This is a genomic window from Haemophilus parainfluenzae (genome assembly GCF_014931275.1).
In the GTDB taxonomy this organism is placed as follows: Bacteria; Pseudomonadota; Gammaproteobacteria; order Enterobacterales; family Pasteurellaceae; genus Haemophilus_D.
Genome location: NZ_CP063110.1, coordinates 1,934,153 through 1,958,354, shown reverse-complemented (window position 1 = coordinate 1,958,354; position 24,202 = coordinate 1,934,153). Strand labels below are relative to the sequence as shown.

23 protein-coding genes and 2 tRNA genes are annotated in these 24,202 nt (G+C 38.6%); 16 read left to right on the top strand and 9 right to left on the bottom strand.

Going from position 1 to position 24,202, the window contains the following annotated elements:
- Position 1: 1 nt before the first annotated feature.
- The 6 genes from mutL to orn all read right to left on the bottom strand — a co-directional run bounded on the left by mutL (position 2) and on the right by orn (position 4,879).
- Positions 2–1,846, bottom strand: a complete 1,845-nt coding sequence (gene mutL / locus INQ00_RS09415) for a DNA mismatch repair endonuclease MutL (protein WP_197546891.1) — start codon at positions 1,844–1,846, stop codon at positions 2–4.
- A gap of 8 nt (positions 1,847–1,854) precedes the next feature.
- Complete coding sequence (locus INQ00_RS09410; RefSeq protein ID WP_197546890.1) at positions 1,855–3,468, bottom strand: N-acetylmuramoyl-L-alanine amidase; 1,614 nt, start codon at positions 3,466–3,468, stop codon at positions 1,855–1,857.
- Positions 3,469–3,479: 11 nt separating this feature from the next.
- Positions 3,480–3,950 (bottom strand): tRNA (adenosine(37)-N6)-threonylcarbamoyltransferase complex ATPase subunit type 1 TsaE, encoded by a 471-nt coding sequence (gene tsaE, locus INQ00_RS09405; RefSeq protein ID WP_197546889.1) that lies wholly within the window; start codon positions 3,948–3,950, stop codon positions 3,480–3,482.
- A gap of 115 nt (positions 3,951–4,065) precedes the next feature.
- Positions 4,066–4,141 (bottom strand) — tRNA-Gly (locus tag INQ00_RS09400).
- 20 nt (positions 4,142–4,161) lie between these two features.
- A tRNA-Gly gene (locus INQ00_RS09395) sits at positions 4,162–4,237 on the bottom strand.
- A gap of 93 nt (positions 4,238–4,330) precedes the next feature.
- The gene (gene orn / locus INQ00_RS09390) at positions 4,331–4,879 is read right to left on the bottom strand and encodes an oligoribonuclease (protein ID WP_197546888.1); all 549 of its coding nucleotides are present in this window, start codon (positions 4,877–4,879) and stop codon (positions 4,331–4,333) included.
- Between the two features lie 75 nt (positions 4,880–4,954).
- On the opposite strand from orn, the gene rsgA reads away from it, so the two are divergent.
- The 6 genes from rsgA (at position 4,955) to INQ00_RS09360 (ending at position 13,196) form a co-directional block, all read left to right on the top strand.
- Positions 4,955–5,992, top strand: coding sequence for a small ribosomal subunit biogenesis GTPase RsgA (gene rsgA / locus INQ00_RS09385; protein ID WP_197546887.1), 1,038 nt, complete (start codon positions 4,955–4,957; stop codon positions 5,990–5,992).
- A gap of 162 nt (positions 5,993–6,154) precedes the next feature.
- On the top strand, positions 6,155–6,412 hold the full coding sequence (ptsH, locus tag INQ00_RS09380) for a phosphocarrier protein Hpr (RefSeq protein ID WP_005695633.1): 258 nt from the start codon (positions 6,155–6,157) through the stop codon (positions 6,410–6,412).
- A gap of 78 nt (positions 6,413–6,490) precedes the next feature.
- Entirely contained in the window at positions 6,491–8,218 is a 1,728-nt protein-coding gene (gene ptsI / locus INQ00_RS09375; protein ID WP_197546886.1) for a phosphoenolpyruvate-protein phosphotransferase PtsI, read from the top strand.
- 59 nt (positions 8,219–8,277) lie between these two features.
- Complete coding sequence (gene crr / locus INQ00_RS09370) at positions 8,278–8,778, top strand: PTS glucose transporter subunit IIA (RefSeq protein ID WP_005695636.1); 501 nt, start codon at positions 8,278–8,280, stop codon at positions 8,776–8,778.
- 71 nt (positions 8,779–8,849) lie between these two features.
- Positions 8,850–10,049, top strand: a complete 1,200-nt coding sequence (gene manA / locus INQ00_RS09365; RefSeq protein WP_197546885.1) for a mannose-6-phosphate isomerase, class I — start codon at positions 8,850–8,852, stop codon at positions 10,047–10,049.
- 120 nt (positions 10,050–10,169) lie between these two features.
- Positions 10,170–13,196, top strand: coding sequence for a glycoside hydrolase family 2 TIM barrel-domain containing protein (locus INQ00_RS09360; protein ID WP_197546884.1), 3,027 nt, complete (start codon positions 10,170–10,172; stop codon positions 13,194–13,196).
- A 56-nt stretch (positions 13,197–13,252) separates the two neighbouring features.
- Here INQ00_RS09360 and INQ00_RS09355 read toward each other — a convergent pair whose 3' ends face one another.
- Positions 13,253–13,516, bottom strand: coding sequence for a GrxA family glutaredoxin (locus tag INQ00_RS09355; RefSeq protein WP_005695639.1), 264 nt, complete (start codon positions 13,514–13,516; stop codon positions 13,253–13,255).
- A gap of 130 nt (positions 13,517–13,646) precedes the next feature.
- On the opposite strand from INQ00_RS09355, the gene INQ00_RS09350 reads away from it, so the two are divergent.
- The gene (locus INQ00_RS09350; protein WP_197546883.1) at positions 13,647–14,546 is read left to right on the top strand and encodes a RimK family alpha-L-glutamate ligase; all 900 of its coding nucleotides are present in this window, start codon (positions 13,647–13,649) and stop codon (positions 14,544–14,546) included.
- Between the two features lie 38 nt (positions 14,547–14,584).
- Here the strand turns inward: INQ00_RS09350 and INQ00_RS09345 are convergent, their stop codons facing one another.
- Together INQ00_RS09345 and fumC are read right to left on the bottom strand one after the other, a co-directional pair.
- Positions 14,585–15,187 (bottom strand): chalcone isomerase family protein, encoded by a 603-nt coding sequence (locus INQ00_RS09345; RefSeq protein WP_197546882.1) that lies wholly within the window; start codon positions 15,185–15,187, stop codon positions 14,585–14,587.
- Positions 15,188–15,297: 110 nt separating this feature from the next.
- The gene (fumC, locus tag INQ00_RS09340) at positions 15,298–16,692 is read right to left on the bottom strand and encodes a class II fumarate hydratase (RefSeq protein ID WP_070582146.1); all 1,395 of its coding nucleotides are present in this window, start codon (positions 16,690–16,692) and stop codon (positions 15,298–15,300) included.
- A gap of 238 nt (positions 16,693–16,930) precedes the next feature.
- Between fumC and INQ00_RS09335 the strand changes: the two genes are divergently transcribed.
- From INQ00_RS09335 to INQ00_RS09295, 9 genes are all read left to right on the top strand, one after another.
- Positions 16,931–17,362 (top strand): DNA polymerase III subunit chi, encoded by a 432-nt coding sequence (locus INQ00_RS09335; RefSeq protein ID WP_014065690.1) that lies wholly within the window; start codon positions 16,931–16,933, stop codon positions 17,360–17,362.
- A 31-nt stretch (positions 17,363–17,393) separates the two neighbouring features.
- Positions 17,394–17,975, top strand: coding sequence for a hypothetical protein (locus INQ00_RS09330; protein ID WP_197546881.1), 582 nt, complete (start codon positions 17,394–17,396; stop codon positions 17,973–17,975).
- 75 nt (positions 17,976–18,050) lie between these two features.
- Positions 18,051–18,359 carry a N(4)-acetylcytidine aminohydrolase gene (gene yqfB, locus INQ00_RS09325; RefSeq protein WP_197546880.1) on the top strand — a complete coding sequence of 103 codons (309 nt, stop codon included), beginning with the start codon at positions 18,051–18,053 and terminating at the stop codon, positions 18,357–18,359.
- Between the two features lie 75 nt (positions 18,360–18,434).
- The gene (locus INQ00_RS09320) at positions 18,435–18,689 is read left to right on the top strand and encodes a hypothetical protein (RefSeq protein WP_232086603.1); all 255 of its coding nucleotides are present in this window, start codon (positions 18,435–18,437) and stop codon (positions 18,687–18,689) included.
- Positions 18,690–18,715: 26 nt separating this feature from the next.
- Positions 18,716–19,003, top strand: a complete 288-nt coding sequence (locus tag INQ00_RS09315; RefSeq protein WP_232086602.1) for a YceK/YidQ family lipoprotein — start codon at positions 18,716–18,718, stop codon at positions 19,001–19,003.
- A gap of 25 nt (positions 19,004–19,028) precedes the next feature.
- Positions 19,029–19,334: a N(4)-acetylcytidine aminohydrolase gene (yqfB, locus tag INQ00_RS09310; protein ID WP_197546877.1), complete on the top strand. Its 306-nt coding sequence runs from the start codon at positions 19,029–19,031 to the stop codon at positions 19,332–19,334.
- 17 nt (positions 19,335–19,351) lie between these two features.
- Positions 19,352–19,843 (top strand): hypothetical protein, encoded by a 492-nt coding sequence (locus INQ00_RS09305; RefSeq protein ID WP_197546876.1) that lies wholly within the window; start codon positions 19,352–19,354, stop codon positions 19,841–19,843.
- A gap of 112 nt (positions 19,844–19,955) precedes the next feature.
- Positions 19,956–22,820 carry a valine--tRNA ligase gene (valS, locus tag INQ00_RS09300; protein ID WP_197546875.1) on the top strand — a complete coding sequence of 955 codons (2,865 nt, stop codon included), beginning with the start codon at positions 19,956–19,958 and terminating at the stop codon, positions 22,818–22,820.
- Between the two features lie 314 nt (positions 22,821–23,134).
- The gene (locus INQ00_RS09295) at positions 23,135–24,196 is read left to right on the top strand and encodes a porin (protein WP_197546874.1); all 1,062 of its coding nucleotides are present in this window, start codon (positions 23,135–23,137) and stop codon (positions 24,194–24,196) included.
- Positions 24,197–24,202 lie beyond the last annotated feature (6 nt).

Below are 24,202 nucleotides of genomic sequence, written 5' to 3'. Positions count from 1 at the left end.
ATTACAAGTCGCTTAAAAAAGGCTGCCAGTTAATTGGTTTCAGTAATGTATTAAATTTTTCTTGATGAGCTTTATTCAGGAAGCGTTCCGTTTCGCTTAATAAGCTGACCGCATCCGCTAACACTTTAATTGGTTTCACCTCTAGCGTCTGACAAAGTGCGGTCAGAAAATCAGGCATATTTTCTACATGTTCAGCAAGTAGGCTCACCACACATTTTTGTAAATTTTGTGTACGTAAAACCGCAGGGACTTTGTTTAATGTAAGACGTAGCTGAGCTTCATTTTCAATAAATTCAAAACCACTTTGCTGAAAAAAAGCTTTTTGTTTTTGCCATTGTTCAAATTGTTTTTCATCTAAGCGGAAAATAATCGGAATGAGCAACGGCTGTTGTGAAATTTCATTTTGTTGTAAGGTTAATTCATAATTTAAGGTTTGCAATTTAGCTAATAACATCAAATAAAACTGCTGATTTTGTTGTAAAAGCAACGCTTTATTTTCAATTAATGCTAATGCGCGTAAATAGCCTGGTTCACTTGTCTGTGGGAGTTGTTCAACGGCTGACTTTGTTAAAACTTGAGAAGTTTCCACAGGACGTACTAATTCACCATATAAGCGTTGTTCAGTCTTTGTAGGTTGTTCACGATAACCATATGACGGAACATATTCACTACGGTTTGAAAAGTGCGGTCGATTTTCTGATTGTTTTTCACGAGATTGATGATAATTTGAGGCGAAAATATTTTGCCCTGCCGCTGCACGATTGGGTTTTGTTTCATAGTGCGTTTGATACGAAGCTGAAGGCTCTCTTGCCTCATTTATCGCTGGCGCTAAATCCAATTCAGCTTGAGGAATGTCATTGAGTGCATTTGTTACACCTTGGCAGATAAAATCATGAATTAAACGCGCTTGATGGAAACGAACTTCGTGTTTTGTTGGATGCACGTTGACATCGACATCATGTGGATTGAGATCGATAAATAGCACAAATGCAGGGTATTGCTCAGTATGCAAATGCTCCGCATAAGCTTGACGAATGGCGTGGGTGATCACTTTATCGCGCACCATTCGTCCATTGATATAGCAATAGCTCAAATCATTTTGAGAACGTGTAAATTCAGGTGTCGCCACCCAGCCAGAAAGATGCAAATCATCATGTTTCCAATCAATGCGTAAGGCATGTTGCACAAAATCATCGCCACAAATGGCGGCAACACGTTTGAGCTGTTGTTCTTCATTCGTTGCAGGATGATATTGTCGAATAATTTTGCCATTATGAGTGAGCGTAAAAGCGATATTGAATTTTGCTAAAGCAATACGACGAATGACTTCATCAATATGAGCAAATTCTGTTTTATCAGTGCGTAAGAATTTACGACGAGCAGGCGTGTTAAAAAAGAGATTCGCGACTTCAACTGTCGTGCCAACTGGATGAGACGCAGGTTTAATTGTGGTTTCCATCTCTCGTCCTTGTGCATAAACCTGCCACGCTTCATTTTGCTCAGCTGTGCGAGAGGTAAGAGTGAGGCGAGAAACCGAGCTGATGCTAGCAAGGGCTTCACCGCGGAAACCTAAACTTAAGATGGCTTCGAGATCATCAAGATCGGCAATTTTACTGGTTGCGTGTCGAGCGAGTGCGAGACTTAATTCTTCTTTAGGAATGCCACTGCCATTATCTCGAATACGAATCAGACTGGCGCCGCCGTTTTCAATATCAATATGAATTTTATTGGCACCGGCATCAAGGCTGTTTTCCACCAATTCTTTCACCACAGAGGCAGGGCGTTCGACCACTTCACCTGCTGCAATCTGATTAGCCAGCTGTGGAGAAAGAATTTTGATTGCCATAGGATTCCTTATTTTTCTTTAAGTTTGATTTTTTGCCCAGTCACGACTTTACCGTTTTTCAATGTTGGGTTCAGTTTTAAAAGACGATTAACCGGTACATTGTATTCACGAGAGATGGCATAGATAGTTTGATCGGCTTTCACCGTATGGTAAAGCGGGATTTCTTTCTTGCCATTATCTTTCTTCTCATTCCCTTTTGAAGAAGCGTCTTTTTTATCGTTGCCTTTTTTCTCAGGCTCTTTTTTACTTTCGGTTTTTTCTTGTTTTTTATCTTTTTTAGAAACGGTTTTTTCAGCTTCAACAATCTTGCTGTTTTTCCCTTTGTTATCGGCTTTGGCTTTATCATCTTCTTTAGGTTTTTCTTCTACCTTTTTACCTTTGCCGTTATCCGGAATTTTAATGGTTTCATTCAACCAAAGTTCTTTGCGTTTCAGTTTATTTAACTCAATAATTTCACTGACTTTTACATCGTATTTGTTTGCCAGGCTACCAATGCTTTCACCTGGTTTTACTTTATGACGTACGCCGCTGTCTTTGACATCGGAAGTGCGGTCAGATTTTTCGGTGTTTGTCTCTTCTTTTTTAGTTGGTTCTTCCGCTTTTTTGCTTTTGCCATTATCAGGAATCTTAATGGTTTCATTTAACCAAAGTTCTTTGCGTTTCAGTTTATTTAACTCAATGATTTCACTGACTTTGACATCATATTTGTTTGCTAGGCTACCAATGCTTTCGCCTGATTTCACTTTATGACGAATACCGCTATCTTTCACATCGGAAGTGCGGTCAGATTTTTCATTATTTTTGTCGTTTGATTTTGTAGATTTGCTGTCTTGCTCATCACTAGGTGGAACAGCAATCGCTTTTAAATTACCATTGCGATAAGCGACTAAGCCTTCATAAATCATGTAAGCAATACGACGACGATAAGCAATGGTATTCAATTTTTGTTCTTCTTCCATATTGGAAAGGAAACCTGTTTCCACCAGAACAGAAGGAATGTCGGGTGAACGCAATACGCCAAGGCTTGCATGTTGTGGAGTGCTACGACTTAATGAAGTCACGCGAGCAAAACGACGTAGAATGCTGTTACCAAGTTCATAGCCTGTACGTTGACTGTGACCAAATTGCAGGTCGAGTACAGTTTGATCTAAATATTTGTCATTGTTATTTGAAAGTACTTTTCCTGCACCACCTAAAAGCTCAGAGCGTTTTTCATCGTCTTCTAACCATTGACCCATTTCATCGTTGGCACGGCGATTGGATAGCACCCAAACAGATGCGCCACGTTGGTCTGCATTTAGAGAGGAGTCGGCATGGATAGACACGAGAAAATTTGCTTTGTATTTACGTGCAATTTCAGAGCGTTCTGGCACGGAAATGTAGTAATCGCTACTGCGTGTTAAAACACCTTTGAAATTAGGATCTTTGTCTAGTAAGGCTTTTAATTCTCGAGCAATCGAAAGGGTGACATTTTTTTCATAAATGCCGAGATTTTTTCCGATAGCACCGGGATCTTTACCGCCATGGCCGGGATCAATGGCAATTGTCCATTGTGGCGCGGCAAATACGGTAGTAGAAATTAGAGAAAATATTCCAAAAAGAAACGAAAATTTTGCTTTCATGTAAGTCAGTTTTATAGTTGTGTCAAAATATGCTCGCCCACTGTATTTTGAGCAATTAGCGTAATGTTGCGAGCATCATCGTAATAATCAATATTCACCAGTAAATCAGCCTCAGGCAGAATACCTTCACCTTTTTCAGCCCATTCGATTAAGCAGATACAATTTTGGCTGAAATAATCACGAATACCCATAAATTCCAATTCTTCAGGATCGGCAAGACGATATAAATCAAAGTGATAAATCATTTTCCCTGCAATGCTATATTCTTCCACTAACGTATAAGTAGGGCTTTTGACATTGCCTTGGTAGCCTAAACCTTGCACCATTCCACGAGTCAGGGTGGTTTTCCCTGCACCAAGATCGCCATTAAAATAAAGCACAATAGCGTTATCTTTCGGTTGTTTTACAAGCACTTCTGCGAGTTTTTTACCAAAACGGATCATCGTCCCTTCATCAGGAATGTATTGGGTTAATTCGGTCATTCTTAGAGTGATTTTTTAGGTTAAAGTTTCTGGGGGATTTTATCGTATTTTGAAAGGAATATGTAGGGAAAATACAATAAAAAATCCGCTGCTTTTCAGCAACGGATTGAGAATTTGGAGCGGGAAACGAGGCTCGAACTCGCGACCCCGACCTTGGCAAGGTCGTGCTCTACCAACTGAGCTATTCCCGCAGGGCATTCATGTGAAAATTTGGAGCGGGAAACGAGGCTCGAACTCGCGACCCCGACCTTGGCAAGGTCGTGCTCTACCAACTGAGCTATTCCCGCATTTCACATTGGTGAATGAGGCATCATTATACGAAAAAATTTATTCAACGCAAGCGCAGATTTCGCAAATGATTGAGTTTGCCTAAGTTTTCATCAACCCAGATTAATAAAGTGCTCACGGTAGTAAGCTAACTCTTTAATTGATTCACGAATATCATCAAGAGCTAAATGAGTATTGCCTTTTTTGAAGCCGTCTAAAATTTCTGGTTTCCAGCGAGAAGCCAATTCTTTTAATGTACTGACATCCACATGACGATAGTGGAAATAATCGGCTAAATCAGGCATATATTTATAAAGAAAGCGTTTATCTTGTGCGATGCTGTTGCCACAAATCGGTGAAGCACCTTTCGGCACCCAGAGTTTTAAAAAATCTAATGTTTGTAATTCTGCTGCACGTTCAGTGAGTTTGCTCGCTTTAACACGTTCCACTAAGCCATTTGCTGTGTGAGTTTTTACGCACCATTCCGACATTTTGTTTAATAATTCATCACTTTGATGAACTGCAATCACAGGTCCTTCAGCTAAAATATTGAGATCTTTATCTGTCACAATGGTTGCGATTTCAATAATGCGTTCTTTTTCAGGATCTAATCCTGTCATTTCTAAATCGATCCAAATCAGATTTTGTTTATCTAATTGCATAATATAAGGTATCCTATAAACATTTTTAATCCCGTTTATTTTAACGAAAAACATCGGAAAAAACGACCGCACTTTATGAGCAAACGTAAACTAACGCAAAATCAAACTCGTCGAATTCAATCAAATAACGCGAAAGCCTTGCATCGCCACAAGAAGAAAGAAGTGGAATGGCAAGATGATATGCTAGGAGAAAGCCAAGATGGAATAGTCGTTACGCGTTATTCAGTTCATGCCGATGTGGAAAATGCACAAGGCGAAATTTTCCGTTGTAATTTACGTCGTACACTTTCCAGTCTCGTGGTTGGAGACAAAGTGATTTGGCGACAAGGCAATGAACAGCTCCAAGGTGTGAGTGGCGTGATTGAAGCCATTCACCCAAGACAAAATGAAATAGCTCGTCCAGATTACTATGATGGGTTAAAACCAATCGCGGCCAATATCGATCGTATTATTATTGTTTCTGCGGTAGTGCCGGTACTTTCACTCAATATTATCGATCGTTATTTAGTGGTGTGTGAAAATGCAGGCATCGAACCTGTCATTGTAGTGAATAAAGGCGATTTACTGGATGCTGAGCAAGAGCATGAAGTGGAAAGCCAATTACAGATTTACCGTGATATTGGTTATCAGACCATCATCATTTCTGCTGAAACCGGAAAAAATATGGAAAAATTGACCGCACTTTTAAGTGACGGAACATCCATTTTTGTGGGGCAGTCAGGGGTAGGCAAATCCAGTTTAATTAACCATATTTTACCAACGGTCAATGCGCAAGTCGGTGGCATCAGTGAAACCTCGGGTTTGGGGCAACATACCACAACTTCTTCTCGTTTATATCATTTGCCACAAGGCGGCAATTTGATTGATTCACCAGGGATTCGTGAGTTTGGTTTATGGCATTTGGAGCCTGATCAAATCACCAAAGGCTATCGCGAGTTTCAATATGTCTTAGGTACATGTAAATTCCGAGATTGTAAGCATTTGAACGATCCTGGCTGTGCATTACGTGAGGCAGTTGAAGCAGGTCGGATTTCACCAATACGCTATGAGAATTATCATCGCCTCATTGAAAGCTTGAGTGAGACGAAATCACAACGCCATTTTTCTGCGTAGTATATCTTTTACTCAAATTAGGTATGCAAACGTTTAAATTTTGTGATGTAGCTCAATTTTTTTTGTGTTTTGCCTTGATTATTGGGCATTTAATAGCGATACTACCAACGATTTATAGATTAAATTGCTTAAATTTTACTATTATTAAATAGAGGTAACATTATGTTCTCAAAAGATGTAGAAATTACAGCCCCTAATGGTTTACACACCCGTCCAGCGGCGCAATTTGTTAAAGAAGCGAAAGCCTTTGCTTCTGATGTAACAGTCACTTCTGGTGGAAAAAGTGCAAGTGCGAAAAGCTTATTTAAGCTACAAACCTTAGGTTTGACGCAAGGAACTGTAATCACCATCTCGGCTGAAGGTGAAGACGAACAACAAGCCGTTGAACATTTAGTAGCATTAATTCCTACTTTAGAATAATTGACGATAGCCACAGGATTCCTATTCTGTGGCTATTGTTTATTTAGCCTTTAATAAATTATTTCGGAATGTAAAATTATGATTACAGGTATCCCAGCATCGCCAGGTATCGTTTTTGGTAAAGCCTTAGTATTAAAAGAAGAAAAAATTGTTCTGGATTTCCAAAAAATTTCAGAAGATCAAATCGACGCAGAAGTCGCTCGTTTTTATGCGGGTCGTGAAGCTGCTGTTGAGCAACTTAATTCTATTCATCAACGTGCATTAAAATCCTTAGGTGAAGAAAAAGCGGCCATCTTTGAAGGCCATTTAATGATCCTTGAAGATGAAGAGTTAGAAGAGGAAATTATTGATTATCTTCGTTCAAACAAAGTGAATGCGAGTGTGGCAGCAAGTAAAATCATCGATCAACAAGTTGAAATGTTGTCTGAAATTGATGATGAATACTTAAAAGAACGTGCGGGTGATATTCGCGATATCGGTAATCGTTTAATCAAAAATATTTTAGGCATGCATATTGTGGATCTTGGTGATATTACTGAAGAATCCATCCTTGTGGCTTACGATTTAACTCCATCAGAAACTGCTCAATTAAACTTAGAAAAAGTATTAGGTTTTATCACTGATATAGGTGGTAGAACATCACACACCTCTATTATGGCTCGTTCACTTGAATTGCCGGCCATTGTTGGGACAAATGATGTCACTGCACGAGTGAATACAGGTGATTATCTTATTTTGGATGCGGTAAACAACTGTGTTTACGTGAATCCGACTCAAGCAGAAATCGATGAATTAAAAACATTAGAAGTAAAACTCGCTGAAGAAAAAGCAGAGTTAGCAAAATTAAAAGATTTACCAGCGGTGACCCTTGATGGTCATAAAGTCGATGTGGTAGCCAATATTGGTACGATTCGTGATTGCGAAGGTGCACATCGTAATGGTGCTGAAGGTGTAGGTTTATACCGTACAGAATTCCTCTTTATGGATCGTGATCAATTACCAAGCGAAGAAGAGCAATTCATTGCTTATAAAGAAGTGGTTGAAGCAATGGAAGGGCATCTAGTGGTATTACGTACCATGGATATCGGTGGTGATAAAGAGCTTCCATATTTAAATTTACCAAAAGAAATGAACCCGTTCTTAGGATGGCGAGCCGTGCGTATTGCCCTTGACCGTCGTGAGATTTTACACGCACAATTAAGAGCGGTATTACGTGCGTCTGCCTTTGGTAAACTTGCTGTGATGTTCCCAATGATTATTTCGGTAGAAGAAATTCGCGAATTAAAATCTGTATTGGAAACCTTAAAAGCAGAATTACGTGCAGAAGGTAAAGCTTTTGATGAAAACATCCAAGTGGGTGTCATGGTTGAAACGCCATCTGCAGCGGTGAATGCGAAATTCTTAGCGAAAGAAGTGGACTTCTTTAGTATTGGTACAAACGACTTAACGCAATATACCTTAGCTGTTGACCGCGGTAACGAATTGATTTCTCACTTATATAACCCAATGTCACCTTCAGTACTAGGATTGATCAAACAAGTGATTGATGCCTCTCATGCTGAAGGTAAATGGACGGGGATGTGTGGTGAGTTAGCCGGTGATGAACGCGCAACCTTATTGTTACTCGGTATGGGCTTAGATGAATTTAGTATGAGTGCAATTTCTGTACCACGTATTAAAAAATTAATTCGTCATGTGAATTATCAAGAGGTGAAAGCCTTAGCTGATGAAGCATTACAAAAACCAACTGCTACTGAAATTGAGCAATTAATTCAAGCTTTTTTAGCAGAAAAATCGTTAAACTAGATACAAAAACAGAGTTTTACGTTAAAATACCAGCCATCTTTAATAGATAGGAGATTAAAATGGGCTTATTTGACAAATTATTTGGTTCAAAAGAAAACAAATCAGTGGAAGTAGAAATTTATGCGCCACTTTCTGGTGAGATTGTAAACATCGAAGATGTACCAGATGTTGTTTTCTCTGAAAAAATCGTGGGTGATGGTATCGCAATTCGCCCAACAGGTAATAAAATCGTTGCGCCTGTTGATGGTGTAATTGGTAAAATTTTTGAAACCAACCACGCTTTTTCAATGGAATCAAAAGAGGGTGTTGAATTATTCGTTCACTTCGGTATTGATACCGTTGAATTGAAAGGTGAAGGATTCACTCGTATCGCACACGAAGGTCAAAGCGTAAAACGCGGCGACACAGTAATCGAATTTGATTTAGCAACATTAGAATCAAAAGCAAAATCAGTTTTAACACCAGTGGTTATCTCTAACATGGATGAAATTTCATCTATCGAGAAAAAATCGGGTGAAGTGATTGCTGGAGAATCTGTTGTTTTAAGTTTAACAAAATAAGATTCATTGATTAAAAGATCCGCTTTAAATAAGCGGATTTTTTTATACTCATTCTTTTCGAGGAAGGCAAAATGATTTATCGATTAACTGGCCAAGTACAGCATTATGCATGGGGCGGAAAAAACTATATTGCATCATTGATTGGATTAAATTCAGTGGAAGATCAACCTTGTGCTGAGTGGTGGTTAGGCGCACATCCATCAGCACCTTCTGAAATTGAGAATGTAACAGGTAAACAATCCCTTATTGAATTTTTATCGCAAAATCCGACCGCACTTGGGCAGACAAGTCGTCAGCAATTTGGTGATGAACTTCCTTATTTGTTAAAGATTTTAGATGTTGAAAAGCCGTTGTCGATTCAATTACATCCAACTAAAGCCCAAGCTGAAAAGGGCTTTGAGGCTGAGAATGTAAAAGGGGTTGCATTAACAGACAGCACGCGGACTTATAAAGATAGAAATCATAAACCAGAAATGATGATTGCTTTATCTGATTTTTGGCTTTTACATGGTTTTAAAACAAAATCTCAAATACTTGCCACATTAAATGCACGCCCCTCTTTGCAACCTTTGGCTGAAAAACTTGGCATACAAAGCTTTGCTGAATTTTATGCGGATGTAATGTTGGCGGATCAATCAACGCTCGCGAATTGGCTATTACCCATTATTGAAGCCAACCAACAGCCTTATAAAAATGGCGAGTTGACGCTGGATAACCCTGATTATTGGGTGCTTTATACCATGGAAGCCATGGCGATTTCACCTGAAAAATTAGATGCCGGCTTGGTGTGTTTTTATCTCTTTAATATTGTGCATTTAAAAGAAGGAGAGGGTATTTTCCAAGATGCGGGTATTCCTCATGCTTACCTTCGCGGACAAAACGTGGAGTTAATGGCATGTTCTGATAATGTGATTCGTGGTGGTTTAACACCAAAATATGTCGATATTGTCGAATTATTAAAAATTGTGGATTGTCGCGAAGTGATACCACAAATTATCTCAGCGGCACCTCAAAATCAGTCAGAATTTACTTATAAAACACCAGTAAACGATTTTGCTTTAGCTCAAATTCGTGTTGAACCACAACAACATACTGAATTAAAGCTTCAAAGTGCAGGCATTTTGTTGGTGATGCAAGGTGAATTGAAAATCCAAGAAAAATCAGCCGCACTTACCTTGAAACAAGGTGAGTCAGCATTCATTACAGCGGATTCTAACGTTGAGATAATGAGTGAAAAAGGCGGTTATGCCTTCCTGGCAAAATTGCCATAAAAATTAATGTGATAAGTATCACGATTTGTGAACTTATCACTAGATTAGTCGAAGATTTTAGGTATAGTGGCGTCATTCTTGGCGCCCTTTTTATGTGTCTAAATTGCATTGGGAGTTTTTATGTCGTTGCCTCGCTATTTTGAAGATCCGCAAACCTTACACGTGAATACCACACCACATCATGCTTATTTTATTCCTTTTTCTTCAACAGAAAGTGCGGTCAAAAAGACACGAGAATTTTCCCCTTACTTTACCTTACTAAATGGGGAATGGGATTTTGCTTATTTTGAAAGCTATACTCACTTGCCTCAAGATTTCCTTCATTTTTCCTTTACGGATAAAATCCTTGTTCCATCCAATTGGCAAAATCATGGTTACGATAATCATCAATATACCAACGTAAATTATCCTTTCCCTTTTGATCCACCTTATGTGCCCATTGAAAATCCTTGTGGTTTATATCATCGCGTTTTTAATGTCGAAATCAATGCCGAAAAACGGTATCTCTTAAATTTTGAAGGGGTAGATAGCTGCTTATTTGTCTATGTGAATCACCAATTTTCGGGCTATAGCCAAATTAGTCATTGCACCAGTGAATTTGATATCACTGACTTTTTACAACAAGGGGAAAATCATTTACATGTTTTAGTGCTGAAATGGTGTGATGGCAGTTATTTGGAAGACCAAGACAAATTCCGAATGTCTGGTATTTTTCGAGATGTTTATCTATTAGAGCGAGAAAAAAATTACTTACAAGATTTCTTCATTCAAACGCAATTGAATCAAGAGCTTACCAAGGCTCAATTACATGTAGCCTGTCAGTTTACAGAACGTGAACAAACCATTTCTTGGCAATTATTGGATCCTCAAGGCAAATTGATAATAGAACAAAAAGGGCATGCATTTCATGCTGAAATTGAAAATGCACAATTATGGCATGCGGAGAACCCTCGTTTATACATGCTGATTTTGCAATATGGCTCCGAAGTGATTTGCCAAAAGGTCGGCTTGCGTCATATTGAAGTCAAAAATGGCGTCATGCTATTTAATGGGCAAGCGATAAAATTTAAAGGTGTTAATCGCCATGATAGTGATCCGAAAACGGGTTATGTCATCAGTCGAGAACAAGCGTTGCAAGATTTACGCTTAATGAAACAGCATAATTTTAATGCCATTCGCACAGCGCATTATCCGAATGCACCTTGGTTTACTGAGTTGTGTGATGAATATGGTTTTTATGTGATTGCTGAAAGTGATATCGAATCACACGGCACGAATGCAGTCTATGTCGAGTCGCCAGAAACAAGTATTTTATTAGGGATAAAAACAGAGATTGATCATGAAGCAATTCGTCAAAAAACAATCGACAATTATTGCTATATGGCTCGAAGCCCTGAATTTAATCAAGCCATCTTAGACCGCACTTATGCCAATGTTGAGCGAGATAAAAATCGGCCTTCTGTCGTGATTTGGTCATTGGGAAATGAAAGTGGCTACGGTGAGAATTTTGAACAAGCAGCCGCTTGGGTGAAACAGTACGATCCAAGTCGCTTAGTGCATTATGAAAATGCGATCTTTCAACATTCAGCCCATCAAAATGACACATCCAATTTAGATTTTCATAGCGAAATGTACACCAGCACGGAAGAATTAGATGCTTATTTTGCCGATGACAAAAATCAAAAGCCGTATCTTTTCTGTGAATATTTGCATGCGATGGGGAATTCTTGCGGGGACACGGAAGATTATTTCCAAGCTATGGAACGACATGCTGGCGCTTGTGGTGGCTTTGTGTGGGAGTGGTGCAATCATTCACCTTATTTGTCAAACTCAAGCAAGATGGGCTATGGCGGGGATTTTAATGACACACCGAATGACGGTAATTTTTGTGCCGATGGATTAGTGACGGCAGACCGTCAAATTCAAAGTAATTTGTTGGAATATAAAAATGTGTATCGTCCACTTCGTGCTACATTAAAAAATGGTCATGTTGAACTCAAAAATTATTTGGATTTTACGGATGCGGCAGAGGCCATTTCGATTCATTATCAAATCACCGAGGACTTTTCGGTTGTACAAGAAGGCCAAATAGATGATTTAAACATTGCGCCAAAATCAACCGCACTTTTGCCTTTAACATTGCCAACAAGTAACGGTTCATTACAAATGTTGACCTTGACCTATCATCAAAAAACAGAAACAGGTTTAATTCCCCAAGGGCATTGTTTGGGATTTGATCAGATCATTTTGTCAGAGCAATCACAATTCTTTACAAATGAACTCAAATCAAATCATCACCCGATTTCTGTTTCAGAGCATGCTAATTTAATTTCAGTTAAAGTTTCAGATATTGAATACCAGTTTGATCAATATAAAGGCACTATTCAACAAATTAGCAAAGATGGCGAGCCTTGGTTGAATCAACCTACCGATTTCAATATTTGGCGAGCGCCTTTGGATAACGATAGTTTAATGAAAGCACATTGGCTTGCTGCGGGTTACGATCGTGCGACGAGTCGTGTTTATGATTACCGCTTAACCGAGCAGGAAAGTGCGGTTGAAATTACCTTTAAATTAGGATTGGTTGCTGTATCAAAAGCGCGAATTTTGACATTGAATGTGGTGTATCGTATTGAGCAAAATGGGCTACTTCGCATCAATATTCATGCTGAAAAACAACCGCACTTGCCATTCTTACCACGTTTTGGCTTGCGTTTTTTCCTTAACCAAGGATTTAATCAAGTGGAGTATGTGGGCTATGGCCCAACGGAAAGTTATCTGGATAAACATCACGCCACGGCTTTCGGTCGTTATAAGACAACACCAGAAAGCAATCATGTGTCTTATTTAAAACCACAAGAAAATGGCAGCCATTATGGTTGTCTTGATGTGAAGGTGGCGAATTTGTCTGATTGCTTTACCGTGCAAAGTCATGCGCCTTTTAGTATGAATGTTTCCCCTTACTCTCAAGAAGAATTGGGCAGTAAAAAGCACCAATATGATTTGGATAAAAGTGGCAGTACAATCTTGTGTGTGGATTATAAAATGAGTGGGGTAGGTTCTAACTCTTGTGGACCTGCGTTAAAAGCGCAATATCGTTTGAATGAAACAGAATGGGATTGGGCGATCTTGTTACAAATTAACTAAGATGAAATAAAAAAGTGCGGTTGAAATTAACCGCACTTTTATATTTTTAGCAATAATTAAGCAACAACGTTAAATTGTTCTTTCATTAATGCTTCGAAATCAGTGCAACCGCCAATTGGTTTTTCATCGATAAAGATTTGTGGCACCGTTTCCACTTCTTTACCGACAGATTTTGATAAATCTGCTTTAGAAATGCCTTCAGCGATAATATCTACATAGCGATAATCGAAATCCGCTACTTCACCTTTTAATTTTTCAGCAAGGTTTTTTGCACGTACACAATAAGGGCAGCCTGGACGACCAAAAATAACTACGAACATAAAATTTTCCTTTTATTTAAACAAAATTCCTAATGATTTTACTCTATTTCCACAAAAGCAGAAATCATTTTTCAGGATTATTGTGATTGGTGTAATATATCAACTCCTCTTTTCTTAAGGGTATAACTGAATGAAATTATTGATGCTTTGCCGTGAGCCTCGCCTTTATAGCTGCCAGCGTTTAAAAGAAGCAGCAGAAAGTTGCGGGCATCAAATGGATATTTTGGATCCTAACCGTTGCATTTTAAAACTCGACAAAAATCAACCGCACTTTTCTTTGTATTATCAACAAAATGCAGAAAGTGCACCTTATTTATTACCTGATTATGATGCGGTGTTGCCTCGCTTTGGGACGACAAGCACCCAAATGGGCTGTGCGGTATTGCGACATTTCCAAGGAAAAGGCGTCTATTGCCTTAATAAAGAACAAGCATTTTTAGCCGCTCGCGATAAATGGCGCAGTTTGCAGATGTTATTGGAACAAGGTATTGCAGTACCAAATTCAGTCTTATCAGGTTGTGAAGTTGAGCCGAAACAAGCCATTAAGCAAACAACCGCGCCAATGATTATTAAAACCTTAAAAGGCTCACAAGGTATTGGGGTGATCTTGGCTGAACGTCCACAAAGTGCGGCCAGTATTTTAGAAACATTAAAAGATGCGAATGTGCCTGTTTTATTGCAAGATTTTGTCGAAGAGGCAAAAGGGACAGATATTCGCTGCTTTGTGATCGGTGATAAAGTCGTCGCTACAATGCAGCGTATTGGACAAGATGGCGAGTTTCGCGCAAATTTTCACCGTGGTGGCACAGCAGAAAAAGTTAAACTCACTGAAGAGGAAAAATCCATCGCCATTCGTGCAACTAAAGCCTTAGGGCTTGCGGTAGCCGGTGTTGATTTGATTCGTTCAAAAGAAGGGTTATTGGTGCTTGAAGTGAATGCTAGCCCAGGGTTAGAAATGATTGAGAAAACCAGTGGCATTGATATTGCCTTGCAGATGATCTTGTTTTTAGAACAGCAAGTGAAACAATAAAAGAAAAGGGCGAACTATATCATGTTCGCCCTTGTTGTTTATCCTTTTGCATCTTGTTTAAAATCGTAAATTGGTGGTAATTCCGGCATCGTATTTTCTTCATCAAAAGGCTCGCTTGCGGGTTGATGTTGAAATTCTTTGCTATCGTGAGCCGGTTTTTCTTTACCTAATAATTGCGGTTGTAATTTGATAAAACTACTTTTATCTGAAAGCCATACATCAATAAACGCTTGTGTAAATTTTTGATCGAATTCGTGATCTAACACGGTGTCATTCAATACGAAATAGCCTTTATCTTGTAACGCAACAAAATTTAAGATGTCGTTTGGTGAAAAATCAGGGAAGATTTCCTGCATTTTTTTGAGCCATGCCGTGGTGTCATCTTTACTTAAATTTTGTGATTCCATTTCTTTGGTTAAAGCAATGGCGAAGTTTTTTCCTTCTACTGGTTTTTCATATTTAATCGAAAACATTAACGGACGTTCATTTTTTTCATAAGAACCCGTTTCAGAATATAAGCCGACAGTATAAACATGGAATGGCCCCCATGTGTATTCAGCATTGCCGACAGGTTGCCATTGGGCAAAAAGTGCGGTGGAAAAGAAGGCTGAAATGGCAGCAATAATAAATTTCAGTTTCATAGTTTTTTTCATGTCAAAAATATTGCCGTGATTATAACAAAAAAGCCCTTTAAAAAAACAAATAAAAAGGCAGGATATACCTGCCTTTGACACCAAATTATTGGCTGAGTTTATTTTAAGCTACCCACCATATCTTCTGGACGAACCCATTTGTCGAAATCTTCGGCTGAAACTAAGCCTAAGTTAATCGCTTCTTCACGTAGGGTTGTACCATTTTTGTGTGCAGTTTTCGCAATTTTCGCTGCATTTTCGTAACCGATGTGGGTATTAAGTGCGGTCACTAACATCAATGAATTTTCCAATTGTTGTTTAATGCGTGGGTAGTTCGGTTGAATACCGGTTGCGCAGTGTTCATCAAATGATACGCAAGCATCACCTAATAATTGTGCCGATTGTAAGAAATTCGCCACCATTACAGGGTTAAATACGTTTAATTGGAAGTGACCTTGTGAGCCAACAAATGCGATAGTGGTATCGTTACCGAATACTTGTGCACACACCATGGTTAACGCTTCACATTGAGTTGGGTTCACTTTACCTGGCATGATTGAAGAACCTGGTTCATTTTCAGGAATTAAGATTTCACCAATACCAGAGCGAGGGCCAGAGGCTAATAAACGAATGTCGTTTGCAATTTTGAATAAACTCATCGCTAATTGTTTAATTGCACCGTGAGTTTCAACGATTGCATCGTGCGCAGCTAATGCTTCAAATTTGTTTTCCGCAGTCACAAATGGTAAGCCAGTGAATTGTGCGATGTAATCCGCCACTTTCACATCATAGCCTTTTGGTGTGTTTAAACCCGTACCTACTGCAGTACCACCAAGTGCTAATTGGCTTAAGTGTGGAAGAGTGTTTTTAAGTGCACGTAAACCGAAATCTAATTGTGCAGCATAAGCAGAGAACTCTTGGCCTAATGTTAATGGAGTTGCATCCATTAAGTGAGTACGACCAATTTTTACTACATCTTTAAATGCAGCTGATTTTTGTGCGAAAGTTTTTTGTAAACGTTCTACGCAAGGAATGGTGTGTTCAACCACTTTTTTGTATGCGGCAATGTGCATTGCAGTTGGGAAAGTGTCATTTGAAGATTGTGATTTGTTCACATCATCATTTGGGTGAACAAAAGATTTTTCACCTAATTTACCACCATGTAAAACGTGAGCACGGTTTGCCACCACTTCGTTCACGTTCATGTTTGATTGTGTACCTGAACCGGTTTGCCAAATGACTAACGGGAATTGGTCGTCTAATTTTCCTGCAAGGATTTCATCACAGGCGGTTGCGATTAAATCACGCTTCTCTGCAGGTAATACACCTAAATCACAGTTTGCGAAAGCAGCGGCTTTTTTCAAATAACCGAACGCTTCAATAATTTCGTGCGGCATAGATGCAGCCGGACCAATTTTGAAGTTGTTGCGAGAACGTTCGGTTTGTGCTGCCCAGTATTTATCTGCAGGAACTTGAACTTCGCCCATAGTGTCTTTTTCAATACGAAATGCCATGTGATACTCCTATCATCGAAAATAAAAATAAATCTTAAAGATTCTAACACCTACGAGTTATGAATGGAATGTAACATAAAGGTTAAAAGTTACTTTTGTGATGTAGATCATAAAAGTGCGGTAAAAAATTTCTGTGTTTTTTCTATTTACTTTAATCGCCTTGTTGATGATTTATTTTTTGCTGCTTTTTTGATAAAATCCGCCAGTTTACAAAACGATAAATGGGGAAGTCGCAATCATGGCAAAAAACGCACAATTTTATCTCTTAAATCCAGAAAAGAAGATAACAGTTGAGCAACTTGCCTGTGATCTTGCCGCTCAAGCGTGGCGTTTAGGCAAGCGAGTTTTAATCGCTTGTGAAACAGAAGAGCAAGCATTTTTAATTGATGAAGCATTATGGCAACGGGATCCAAATGAGTTTGTTCCTCATAATCTTTCAGGTGAAGCAACACAATATGCTCCGCCAATTGAGATTAGTTGGAAAGGCAAACGCAATGCCCAACGTCGAGATTTGCTGATCAATTTACAAATGGAAGTGCCGGATTTTAGCCACAGCTTTACGCAATTAATTGATTTTGTACCGGTAGAAGAAACGCAAAAAGCCCAAGCGCGTGAACGTTATAAAATTCTTCGTTCGCAAGGCTGGATGCTTTCTACTGAAAACACTTAATATTTTTAACTTTAAAACCTAGGAAATTAACATGAATTTAAACGCTAAAGTGGCTTTAAGCCTTATTCTTGGCGCAAGCACTTTATTATCTGCTTGTGACAATAAAGAAAACACATCAACCCAAGTTGAGAAAGCAGTAAGAGTACCTGCACCACCAGAAAAAGCAGAAAGTGCGGTTGAAAAATCAAAAGAATTAGTGGCTGAAACTAAACCTGCTGAAAAAGCGGCTGAAAAAACAGAAAGCACAGAAGTTAAAGCTGATGTTAAAACTGCAGAAGTAAAATCCGATATAGTCAAATTTGAAGTCAAAAAAGAAGCAAAAGCAGATGATGTGGCAGAGAAAGCATCGGATAAAAAAGAGACTGTTGTCGCTCAACGAGCAACCTACCCTCAGAAACCACGCGTGGTAGTGATTGAAAAAGCACCAAAAGAAAGTGCAGAACGTAAACAGCAAAGAGCCGTATTAAATGTGTTAGAAAAACAATACGAAGAAGTTCGTTGTTCTGCTGACGCGAAAAATTTAAGCGGTGATAGTTTTTGCCGTCAAGAAGAACGCCGTTTATTCTTAGAAATTCAACGTATTAAAGATGAATTAAGAGGGATTAAGGAATAATTTCATCCTGGCCAATATGAGGGCGTGATCAATTCGCCCTCAAAATGAAAAATAGATTTTTTGTGACCGCACTTTATGAACGATATTACCTTTTATCAACGCTTCGAAGCTGATATTCTCGCCGGGCGTAAAACCATCACGATTCGAGATAAATCCGAAAGCCATTTTAAAGCAGGTGATATCTTACGTGTTGGTCGATTTGAAGATAATCAATACTTCTGCACGATTGAAGTGTTAAGTGTGTCGCCGATCATGCTTGATAATCTCACAGAACAGCACGCTGTTCAGGAAAATATGAGTTTGGCGGAATTGCGAGAAGTGATTAAAACAATTTATCCCAATGAAAATGAGTTTTGGGTGATTGAGTTTGACCTAATTAAGTAACCAAGATATCCAAGAGTGTTTCTTATGATTATTGTATTGTCAGCCATATTAGCATTTATTTCTTTTCCTTTTTTAATGAGTTTTGCTTGTATGGATGCTGGCATGGGGCCTGGCGGTCTAGGCTGTCTTGGTGTTGGAATAGGTTATACCATTGTTGCGTTTATTGTTTTTGTTATTTTGGGTGTAATGTTAGATTCACGTTTTAAGAATAAAGTGCAACAAGAGAATGATGACAAACCTTTTGATTTAAGCCAAATTAAAGAAGATAAATATCACGATATTATTCGTTACTATACGGAATCGGATGAAGAGCATAAGGGTCGAAAATGAAAAAAATCGTTTTTATATTATTAAGTATGTTTCTCTATGGATGTGGCACCTTAACGACACTGAAAGATCCTTGCCCTTATATTGGCACTCGATACGATTACAATATGGTGGTTGGTAATTTTTATGATGGTGTTGGTTTTAAGCATATGACCAGACCATTATATTTTATCGATTGGCCTTTATCTGTTGTGGCTGATACCGCATTGTTACCGATCAATATTCCTCGTTACTATCTATCAGATGATGAAGCAAGAAAATCATGTGGGCAATACGGTGACCCTAATAATAAACATCCTTGGCTAGATAAGAAGTAAATTAAATTTTTTGTGACCGCACTTTATGAACGATATTACCTTTTATCAACGTTTTGAAACTGATATTCTCGCAGGGCGCAAAACCATCACCATTCGAGATAAATCCGAAAGCCATTTTAAAGTAGGTGATATTTTACGTGTTGGTCGATTTGAGGATAATCAATATTTCTGCACGATTGAAGTGTTAAGTGTGTCGCCGGTCATGCTTGATAATCTCACAGAACAGCACGCAGCTCAGGAAAATATGAGCTTGTCGGAATTGCGAGAAGTGATTAAAATAATTTATCCAAATGAAAGTGAATTTTGGGTAATTAAGTTTCAGTTTTTTTAATAAGAGGGTGAATAGATATGAGTCTATCTGTGAGTCTACCTGATTTTATATTAGTAATTGTATGTTTTTTAAGTAATTTGGGTATTGTAATTAATTTGTTTTACTCTTCAAGGCATAAATATAAAAAACCTTATTTAGCTTTATTTGTGATATTTGTGTGTGTGGTTTTTGAGCTGATTTTATTTGTAGGACCGATATATCGTACTGCTCAAATTTCATCAATAAATAATGAAGCACCTCTACCTATAGAGTATATGGTTTATGCTTTATCTGTAACTTCATCTGTTTTTATTTTTTATTTATTAGATAATTTTCATAAAATGACAGAGAAACAGAAGGGGAGCGTTATTATTATTTCTGTGATTCAGGTTTCTGTATGGATGATTTTGACTTCATTACCTAATATATCAATTTATTTGAAAATGCTGGCAAATATTTGTTATATCTGTATTCCTGCATTTGGTATTCATAAAATAACTGAAAAATCAGATAAGGATAAAAATAATTAAGATAAATTAATCATATTAGATAATGCATAATAAATTTGAATATTCTTTGCACCAATAATAATTTAAAGTAAATGTGATGGATGATTTTTAACGAATAAAAAAGAGAACAACAATGACACAAAAATTCGAAATGGCAGACCGTTTTAATCCGTCTGCGGTAGAGCAAGCCCTTTATCAACATTGGGAAGAGAGCGGTTATTTTAAACCGTCTGAAAATGAAAATGCACCGAGCTATTGCATTGCGATTCCGCCGCCGAACGTAACAGGTTCTTTACACATGGGGCATGCTTTCCAACAAACCTTAATGGATACCTTAATCCGTTTTAACCGTATGGAAGGGCATAATACCTTATGGCAAGCGGGGACAGACCATGCGGGTATCGCAACCCAAATGGTGGTGGAGCGTAAAATCGCTGCAGAAGAAGACAAAACCCGCCATGATTATGGTCGTGAAGCGTTCATCAACAAAATTTGGGATTGGAAAGCTTATTCAGGTGGCACAATCAGCCAACAAATGCGCCGTTTAGGTAACTCAATCGACTGGGAACGTGAGCGTTTCACGATGGACGATGGTTTATCTAACGCAGTAAAAGAAGTGTTTGTTCGCTTGCACGAAGAAGGTTTGATTTACCGTGGCAAACGCTTGGTAAACTGGGATCCAAAACTGCACACCGCAATTTCCGATTTAGAAGTGGAAAACAAAGAGAGCAAAGGTTCTCTTTGGCATTTCCGTTACCCGTTAGCTAACGGTGCAAAAACGGCAGATGGTAAAGATTATCTAGTGGTGGCAACCACGCGTCCAGAAACCATGTTGGGCGATACGGCGGTGGCGGTGCATCCTGAAGATGAACGTTATCAATCTTTAATCGGTAAAACAGTAGTTCTACCATTAGCAAACCGTGAAATTCCGATTATTGCCGATGAATATGTGGATCGTGAATTTGGTACTGGTGTGGTGAAAATCACCCCTGCGCACGACTTCAACGACTACGAAGTGGGTAAACGTCACAGCTTGCCGATGGTTAACGTATTAACCTTAAATGCGGATATTCGTGATGAAGCCGAAATTATCGGTACTGACGGCAAACCGCTTGCAGGCTATGAAGCGACTATTCCTGCGGATTACCGTGGTTTAGAGCGTTTCGCTGCACGTAAGAAAATCGTGGCAGATTTTGAAGCGTTAGGTTTATTAGACGAAATTAAACCGCATGATTTGAAAGTGCCTTACGGCGACCGTGGCGGTGTGCCGATTGAGCCGATGTTAACCGACCAATGGTATGTGAGCGTGAAACCGCTTGCTGATGTAGCAATTAAAGCGGTGGAAGATGGTGAAATCCAATTCGTGCCGAAACAATACGAAAACCTTTACTTCTCTTGGATGCGTGATATTCAAGATTGGTGTATCTCTCGCCAACTTTGGTGGGGACACCGCATTCCTGCGTGGTATGACGCGGAAGGTAACGTGTATGTTGCGCGTAACGAAGAAGAAGTGCGGTCAAAATACAACTTAGATTCTGCGGTTGAACTCAAGCAAGATGAAGATGTGTTAGACACGTGGTTCTCATCAGGCTTATGGACATTCTCAACTTTAGGCTGGCCAGAGCAAACTAAAGAACTCAAAATGTTCCATCCAACGGATGTGTTAATCACCGGTTTTGATATCATCTTCTTCTGGGTTGCGCGCATGATTATGTTTACGATGCACTTCGTGAAAGATGAAAATGGCAAACCACAAGTACCATTCAAAACCGTGTACGTAACAGGATTGATCCGTGATGAGCAAGGTCAAAAAATGTCTAAATCAAAAGGTAACGTACTTGATCCAATCGATATGATTGACGGCATTAGCCTTGAAGATTTACTTGAAAAACGCACCGGCAACATGATGCAACCGCAATTAGCGGAGAAAATCGCGAAAGCGACCCGCAAAGAATTCGCAGACGGTATTGCAGCTCACGGTACAGACGCATTACGTTTCACATTAGCTGCGTTGGCTTCAAACGGTCGTGACATCAACTGGGATATGAAACGTTTAGAAGGCTACCGCAACTTCTGTAATAAATTATGGAATGCAAGCCGTTTCGTCTTAACAAATGAAAAATTAGATTTAAGCGAAGGTGAGATCGAATTCTCATTAGCGGATCGTTGGATTCAATCTGAATTCAATCGCACAGTAGAAACGTTCCGTAATTCATTAAGCCAATATCGTTTCGACCTTTGTGCCAATGCGATTTATGAATTTACCTGGAACCAATTCTGCGACTGGTATTTAGAATTGACTAAACCAGTATTTGCCAACGGCAATACAGCACAAATCCGTGCAGCAAGCCAAACCTTGGTTCATGTGTTAGAAAAATTATTACGTTTAGCGCATCCGCTTATTCCATTTATTACCGAAGAAATTTGGCAAAAAGTGAAAGGATTTGTGGGCATTACTGCAGACAGCATTATGTTACAACCTTTCCCACAAGTAGAAGAAAACGGCTTTGATCCAGAAGCAGAAGCTGAAATTGAGTGGTTAAAAGAAGTGATCGTTGCGGTGCGTAATATTCGTGCAGAAAGCAACATCGCACCAAGTAAAGGCTTAGATCTGTTATTCCGTAATTTAAGCGCAGAAAACGCAAAAATTCTCGAAAAACAGACCGCTCTTTTAAAAGCCATGGCTAAATTAGATAACGTTCAAGTGTTAGCCGCAAACGAAACCGCACCACTTGCGGTAGCAAAACTCGTTGGCAATGCTGAATTGCTTGTGCCAATGGCTGGCTTTATTAATAAAGAAGCAGAGCTTGCCCGTTTAACCAAAGAGATTGAAAAATATCAAAATGAAGTTAAACGTATCAAAAACAAACTTAGCAACGAAGCTTTCGTGGCTAAAGCACCTGAAGCAGTGATTGCAAAAGAACGCGAAAAACAAGCGGAATACCAATCTGGATTAGAAAAAATCCAAGAGCAGTATAAAGCGATTGAGGCGTTGTAGTCTTTAAATAAAAAAAGCGGTCAGATTTAAAATCTGACCGCTTTTTTCTTTACAATACGCCAAAATTTTGTACAGCGTTTTATCTTATTTTTGTAAGAATAATTTTAAATACTTGATTGTTTAGCTCAAAAAACAATCTTTTTTACTCAAAAAATGTGATCTTGATCCAATTTTAGAAAATTGGTGCGATTCCTCCCATTGACACTATGAGTTTATTTTGTAATATTTGCGGCGTCTATTTCGGAGATTGAACTTTTTTATGAAAAATTGTTTCAATCAAAAATCGTAGGTAACAACCAAAAGGAATAACAATTATGAAAAAGACACTAGCAGCATTAATCGTTTCTGCAGTTGCAGCTTCAGCAGCAAACGCAGCAGTAGTTTATGATAATGAAGGTACTAAAGTTGAATTAGGTGGTTCTCTTCGTTTAATCATGGAAAAAGCGGATAAAAAAGTGTACGACGCCGCTAACCACTCAACCAAAAAAGCTAACTCTGCTTTACGTAATGCAGGTTCACGTTTTGGCGTTAAAGTAAAACACAATTTAGATAATGATTTCTATGCATTAGGTAACTTAGAGTTACGCTTTGATGATACAGCTTCACGTGATAAATTTGGTGGAGCTTATGCTAAACGTGCTTATGTAGGTTTAGGTAGTCAGTCAGTTGGTGAAATCAAATTTGGTCGTCAATTAACTATCGCGGATGATTTAAGCCAAGCTAATGACTATGAATATGGTTTTATTCCAAAAGGTGATTATATTCCTACTTCAGGTACTGGTGTAGTTCGTTATGACTATAAAGGTATTGAAGGTTTACAATTAAGTGCAAACTATAACTTCGGTCAACGTCATAATGAGAAAGGTCAAGATTTGCAGAAATTATCTGATCCAAAACCGTACATTAAAAATGCTTTTGCTTTAGGTGCATTATATACAGCTGGCGATCTTGATGCTCGTTTCGCTTATGGTCATACTAACTTTGAAACTAATGCAACATATAAACACCGTGTGGATGGTTTCTTAGCATCATTAGGCTATAAATTTGGTGATTTCACATTAACGGGTGATTTTGGTTATGCTCATGAAAAAGAAAATGATGCTAAAACTAACAAATTCTATGTATCTCCAGGTTTTGCATATCAAGTTACCCCTATGTCTCAAGTATATGGTAACTACCTATATGAACGCGTGAAAGGTGAATCTGATAAAGACAAAACTCACGCTTTCTTACTTGGTGCAGACTACAAACTTCATAAACAAGTTGTATTATTCGTAGAAGGTAAATATGTGACTACTAAAGAGTACGTTAATGATTCTTACGATGGTAAAGTTAAAGACAGAGCTATCGGTGTAGGTATGCGTGTATTCTTCTAATCTTTG

Excerpts from the sequence above, each read along its gene's own strand:
- mutL (WP_197546891.1), bottom strand. The coding sequence starts at position 1,846 with ATGGCAATCAAAATTCTTTCTCCACAGCTGGCTAATCAGATTGCAGCA.
- INQ00_RS09410 (WP_197546890.1), bottom strand. The coding sequence starts at position 3,468 with ATGAAAGCAAAATTTTCGTTTCTTTTTGGAATATTTTCTCTAATTTCT.
- tsaE (WP_197546889.1), bottom strand. The coding sequence starts at position 3,950 with ATGACCGAATTAACCCAATACATTCCTGATGAAGGGACGATGATCCGT.
- orn (WP_197546888.1), bottom strand. The coding sequence starts at position 4,879 with ATGCAATTAGATAAACAAAATCTGATTTGGATCGATTTAGAAATGACA.
- rsgA (WP_197546887.1), top strand. The coding sequence starts at position 4,955 with ATGAGCAAACGTAAACTAACGCAAAATCAAACTCGTCGAATTCAATCA.
- ptsH (WP_005695633.1), top strand. The coding sequence starts at position 6,155 with ATGTTCTCAAAAGATGTAGAAATTACAGCCCCTAATGGTTTACACACC.
- ptsI (WP_197546886.1), top strand. The coding sequence starts at position 6,491 with ATGATTACAGGTATCCCAGCATCGCCAGGTATCGTTTTTGGTAAAGCC.
- crr (WP_005695636.1), top strand. The coding sequence starts at position 8,278 with ATGGGCTTATTTGACAAATTATTTGGTTCAAAAGAAAACAAATCAGTG.
- manA (WP_197546885.1), top strand. The coding sequence starts at position 8,850 with ATGATTTATCGATTAACTGGCCAAGTACAGCATTATGCATGGGGCGGA.
- INQ00_RS09360 (WP_197546884.1), top strand. The coding sequence starts at position 10,170 with ATGTCGTTGCCTCGCTATTTTGAAGATCCGCAAACCTTACACGTGAAT.
- INQ00_RS09355 (WP_005695639.1), bottom strand. The coding sequence starts at position 13,516 with ATGTTCGTAGTTATTTTTGGTCGTCCAGGCTGCCCTTATTGTGTACGT.
- INQ00_RS09350 (WP_197546883.1), top strand. The coding sequence starts at position 13,647 with ATGAAATTATTGATGCTTTGCCGTGAGCCTCGCCTTTATAGCTGCCAG.
- INQ00_RS09345 (WP_197546882.1), bottom strand. The coding sequence starts at position 15,187 with ATGAAACTGAAATTTATTATTGCTGCCATTTCAGCCTTCTTTTCCACC.
- fumC (WP_070582146.1), bottom strand. The coding sequence starts at position 16,692 with ATGGCATTTCGTATTGAAAAAGACACTATGGGCGAAGTTCAAGTTCCT.
- INQ00_RS09335 (WP_014065690.1), top strand. The coding sequence starts at position 16,931 with ATGGCAAAAAACGCACAATTTTATCTCTTAAATCCAGAAAAGAAGATA.
- INQ00_RS09330 (WP_197546881.1), top strand. The coding sequence starts at position 17,394 with ATGAATTTAAACGCTAAAGTGGCTTTAAGCCTTATTCTTGGCGCAAGC.
- yqfB (WP_197546880.1), top strand. The coding sequence starts at position 18,051 with ATGAACGATATTACCTTTTATCAACGCTTCGAAGCTGATATTCTCGCC.
- INQ00_RS09320 (WP_232086603.1), top strand. The coding sequence starts at position 18,435 with ATGAGTTTTGCTTGTATGGATGCTGGCATGGGGCCTGGCGGTCTAGGC.
- INQ00_RS09315 (WP_232086602.1), top strand. The coding sequence starts at position 18,716 with ATGTTTCTCTATGGATGTGGCACCTTAACGACACTGAAAGATCCTTGC.
- yqfB (WP_197546877.1), top strand. The coding sequence starts at position 19,029 with ATGAACGATATTACCTTTTATCAACGTTTTGAAACTGATATTCTCGCA.
- INQ00_RS09305 (WP_197546876.1), top strand. The coding sequence starts at position 19,352 with ATGAGTCTATCTGTGAGTCTACCTGATTTTATATTAGTAATTGTATGT.
- valS (WP_197546875.1), top strand. The coding sequence starts at position 19,956 with ATGACACAAAAATTCGAAATGGCAGACCGTTTTAATCCGTCTGCGGTA.
- INQ00_RS09295 (WP_197546874.1), top strand. The coding sequence starts at position 23,135 with ATGAAAAAGACACTAGCAGCATTAATCGTTTCTGCAGTTGCAGCTTCA.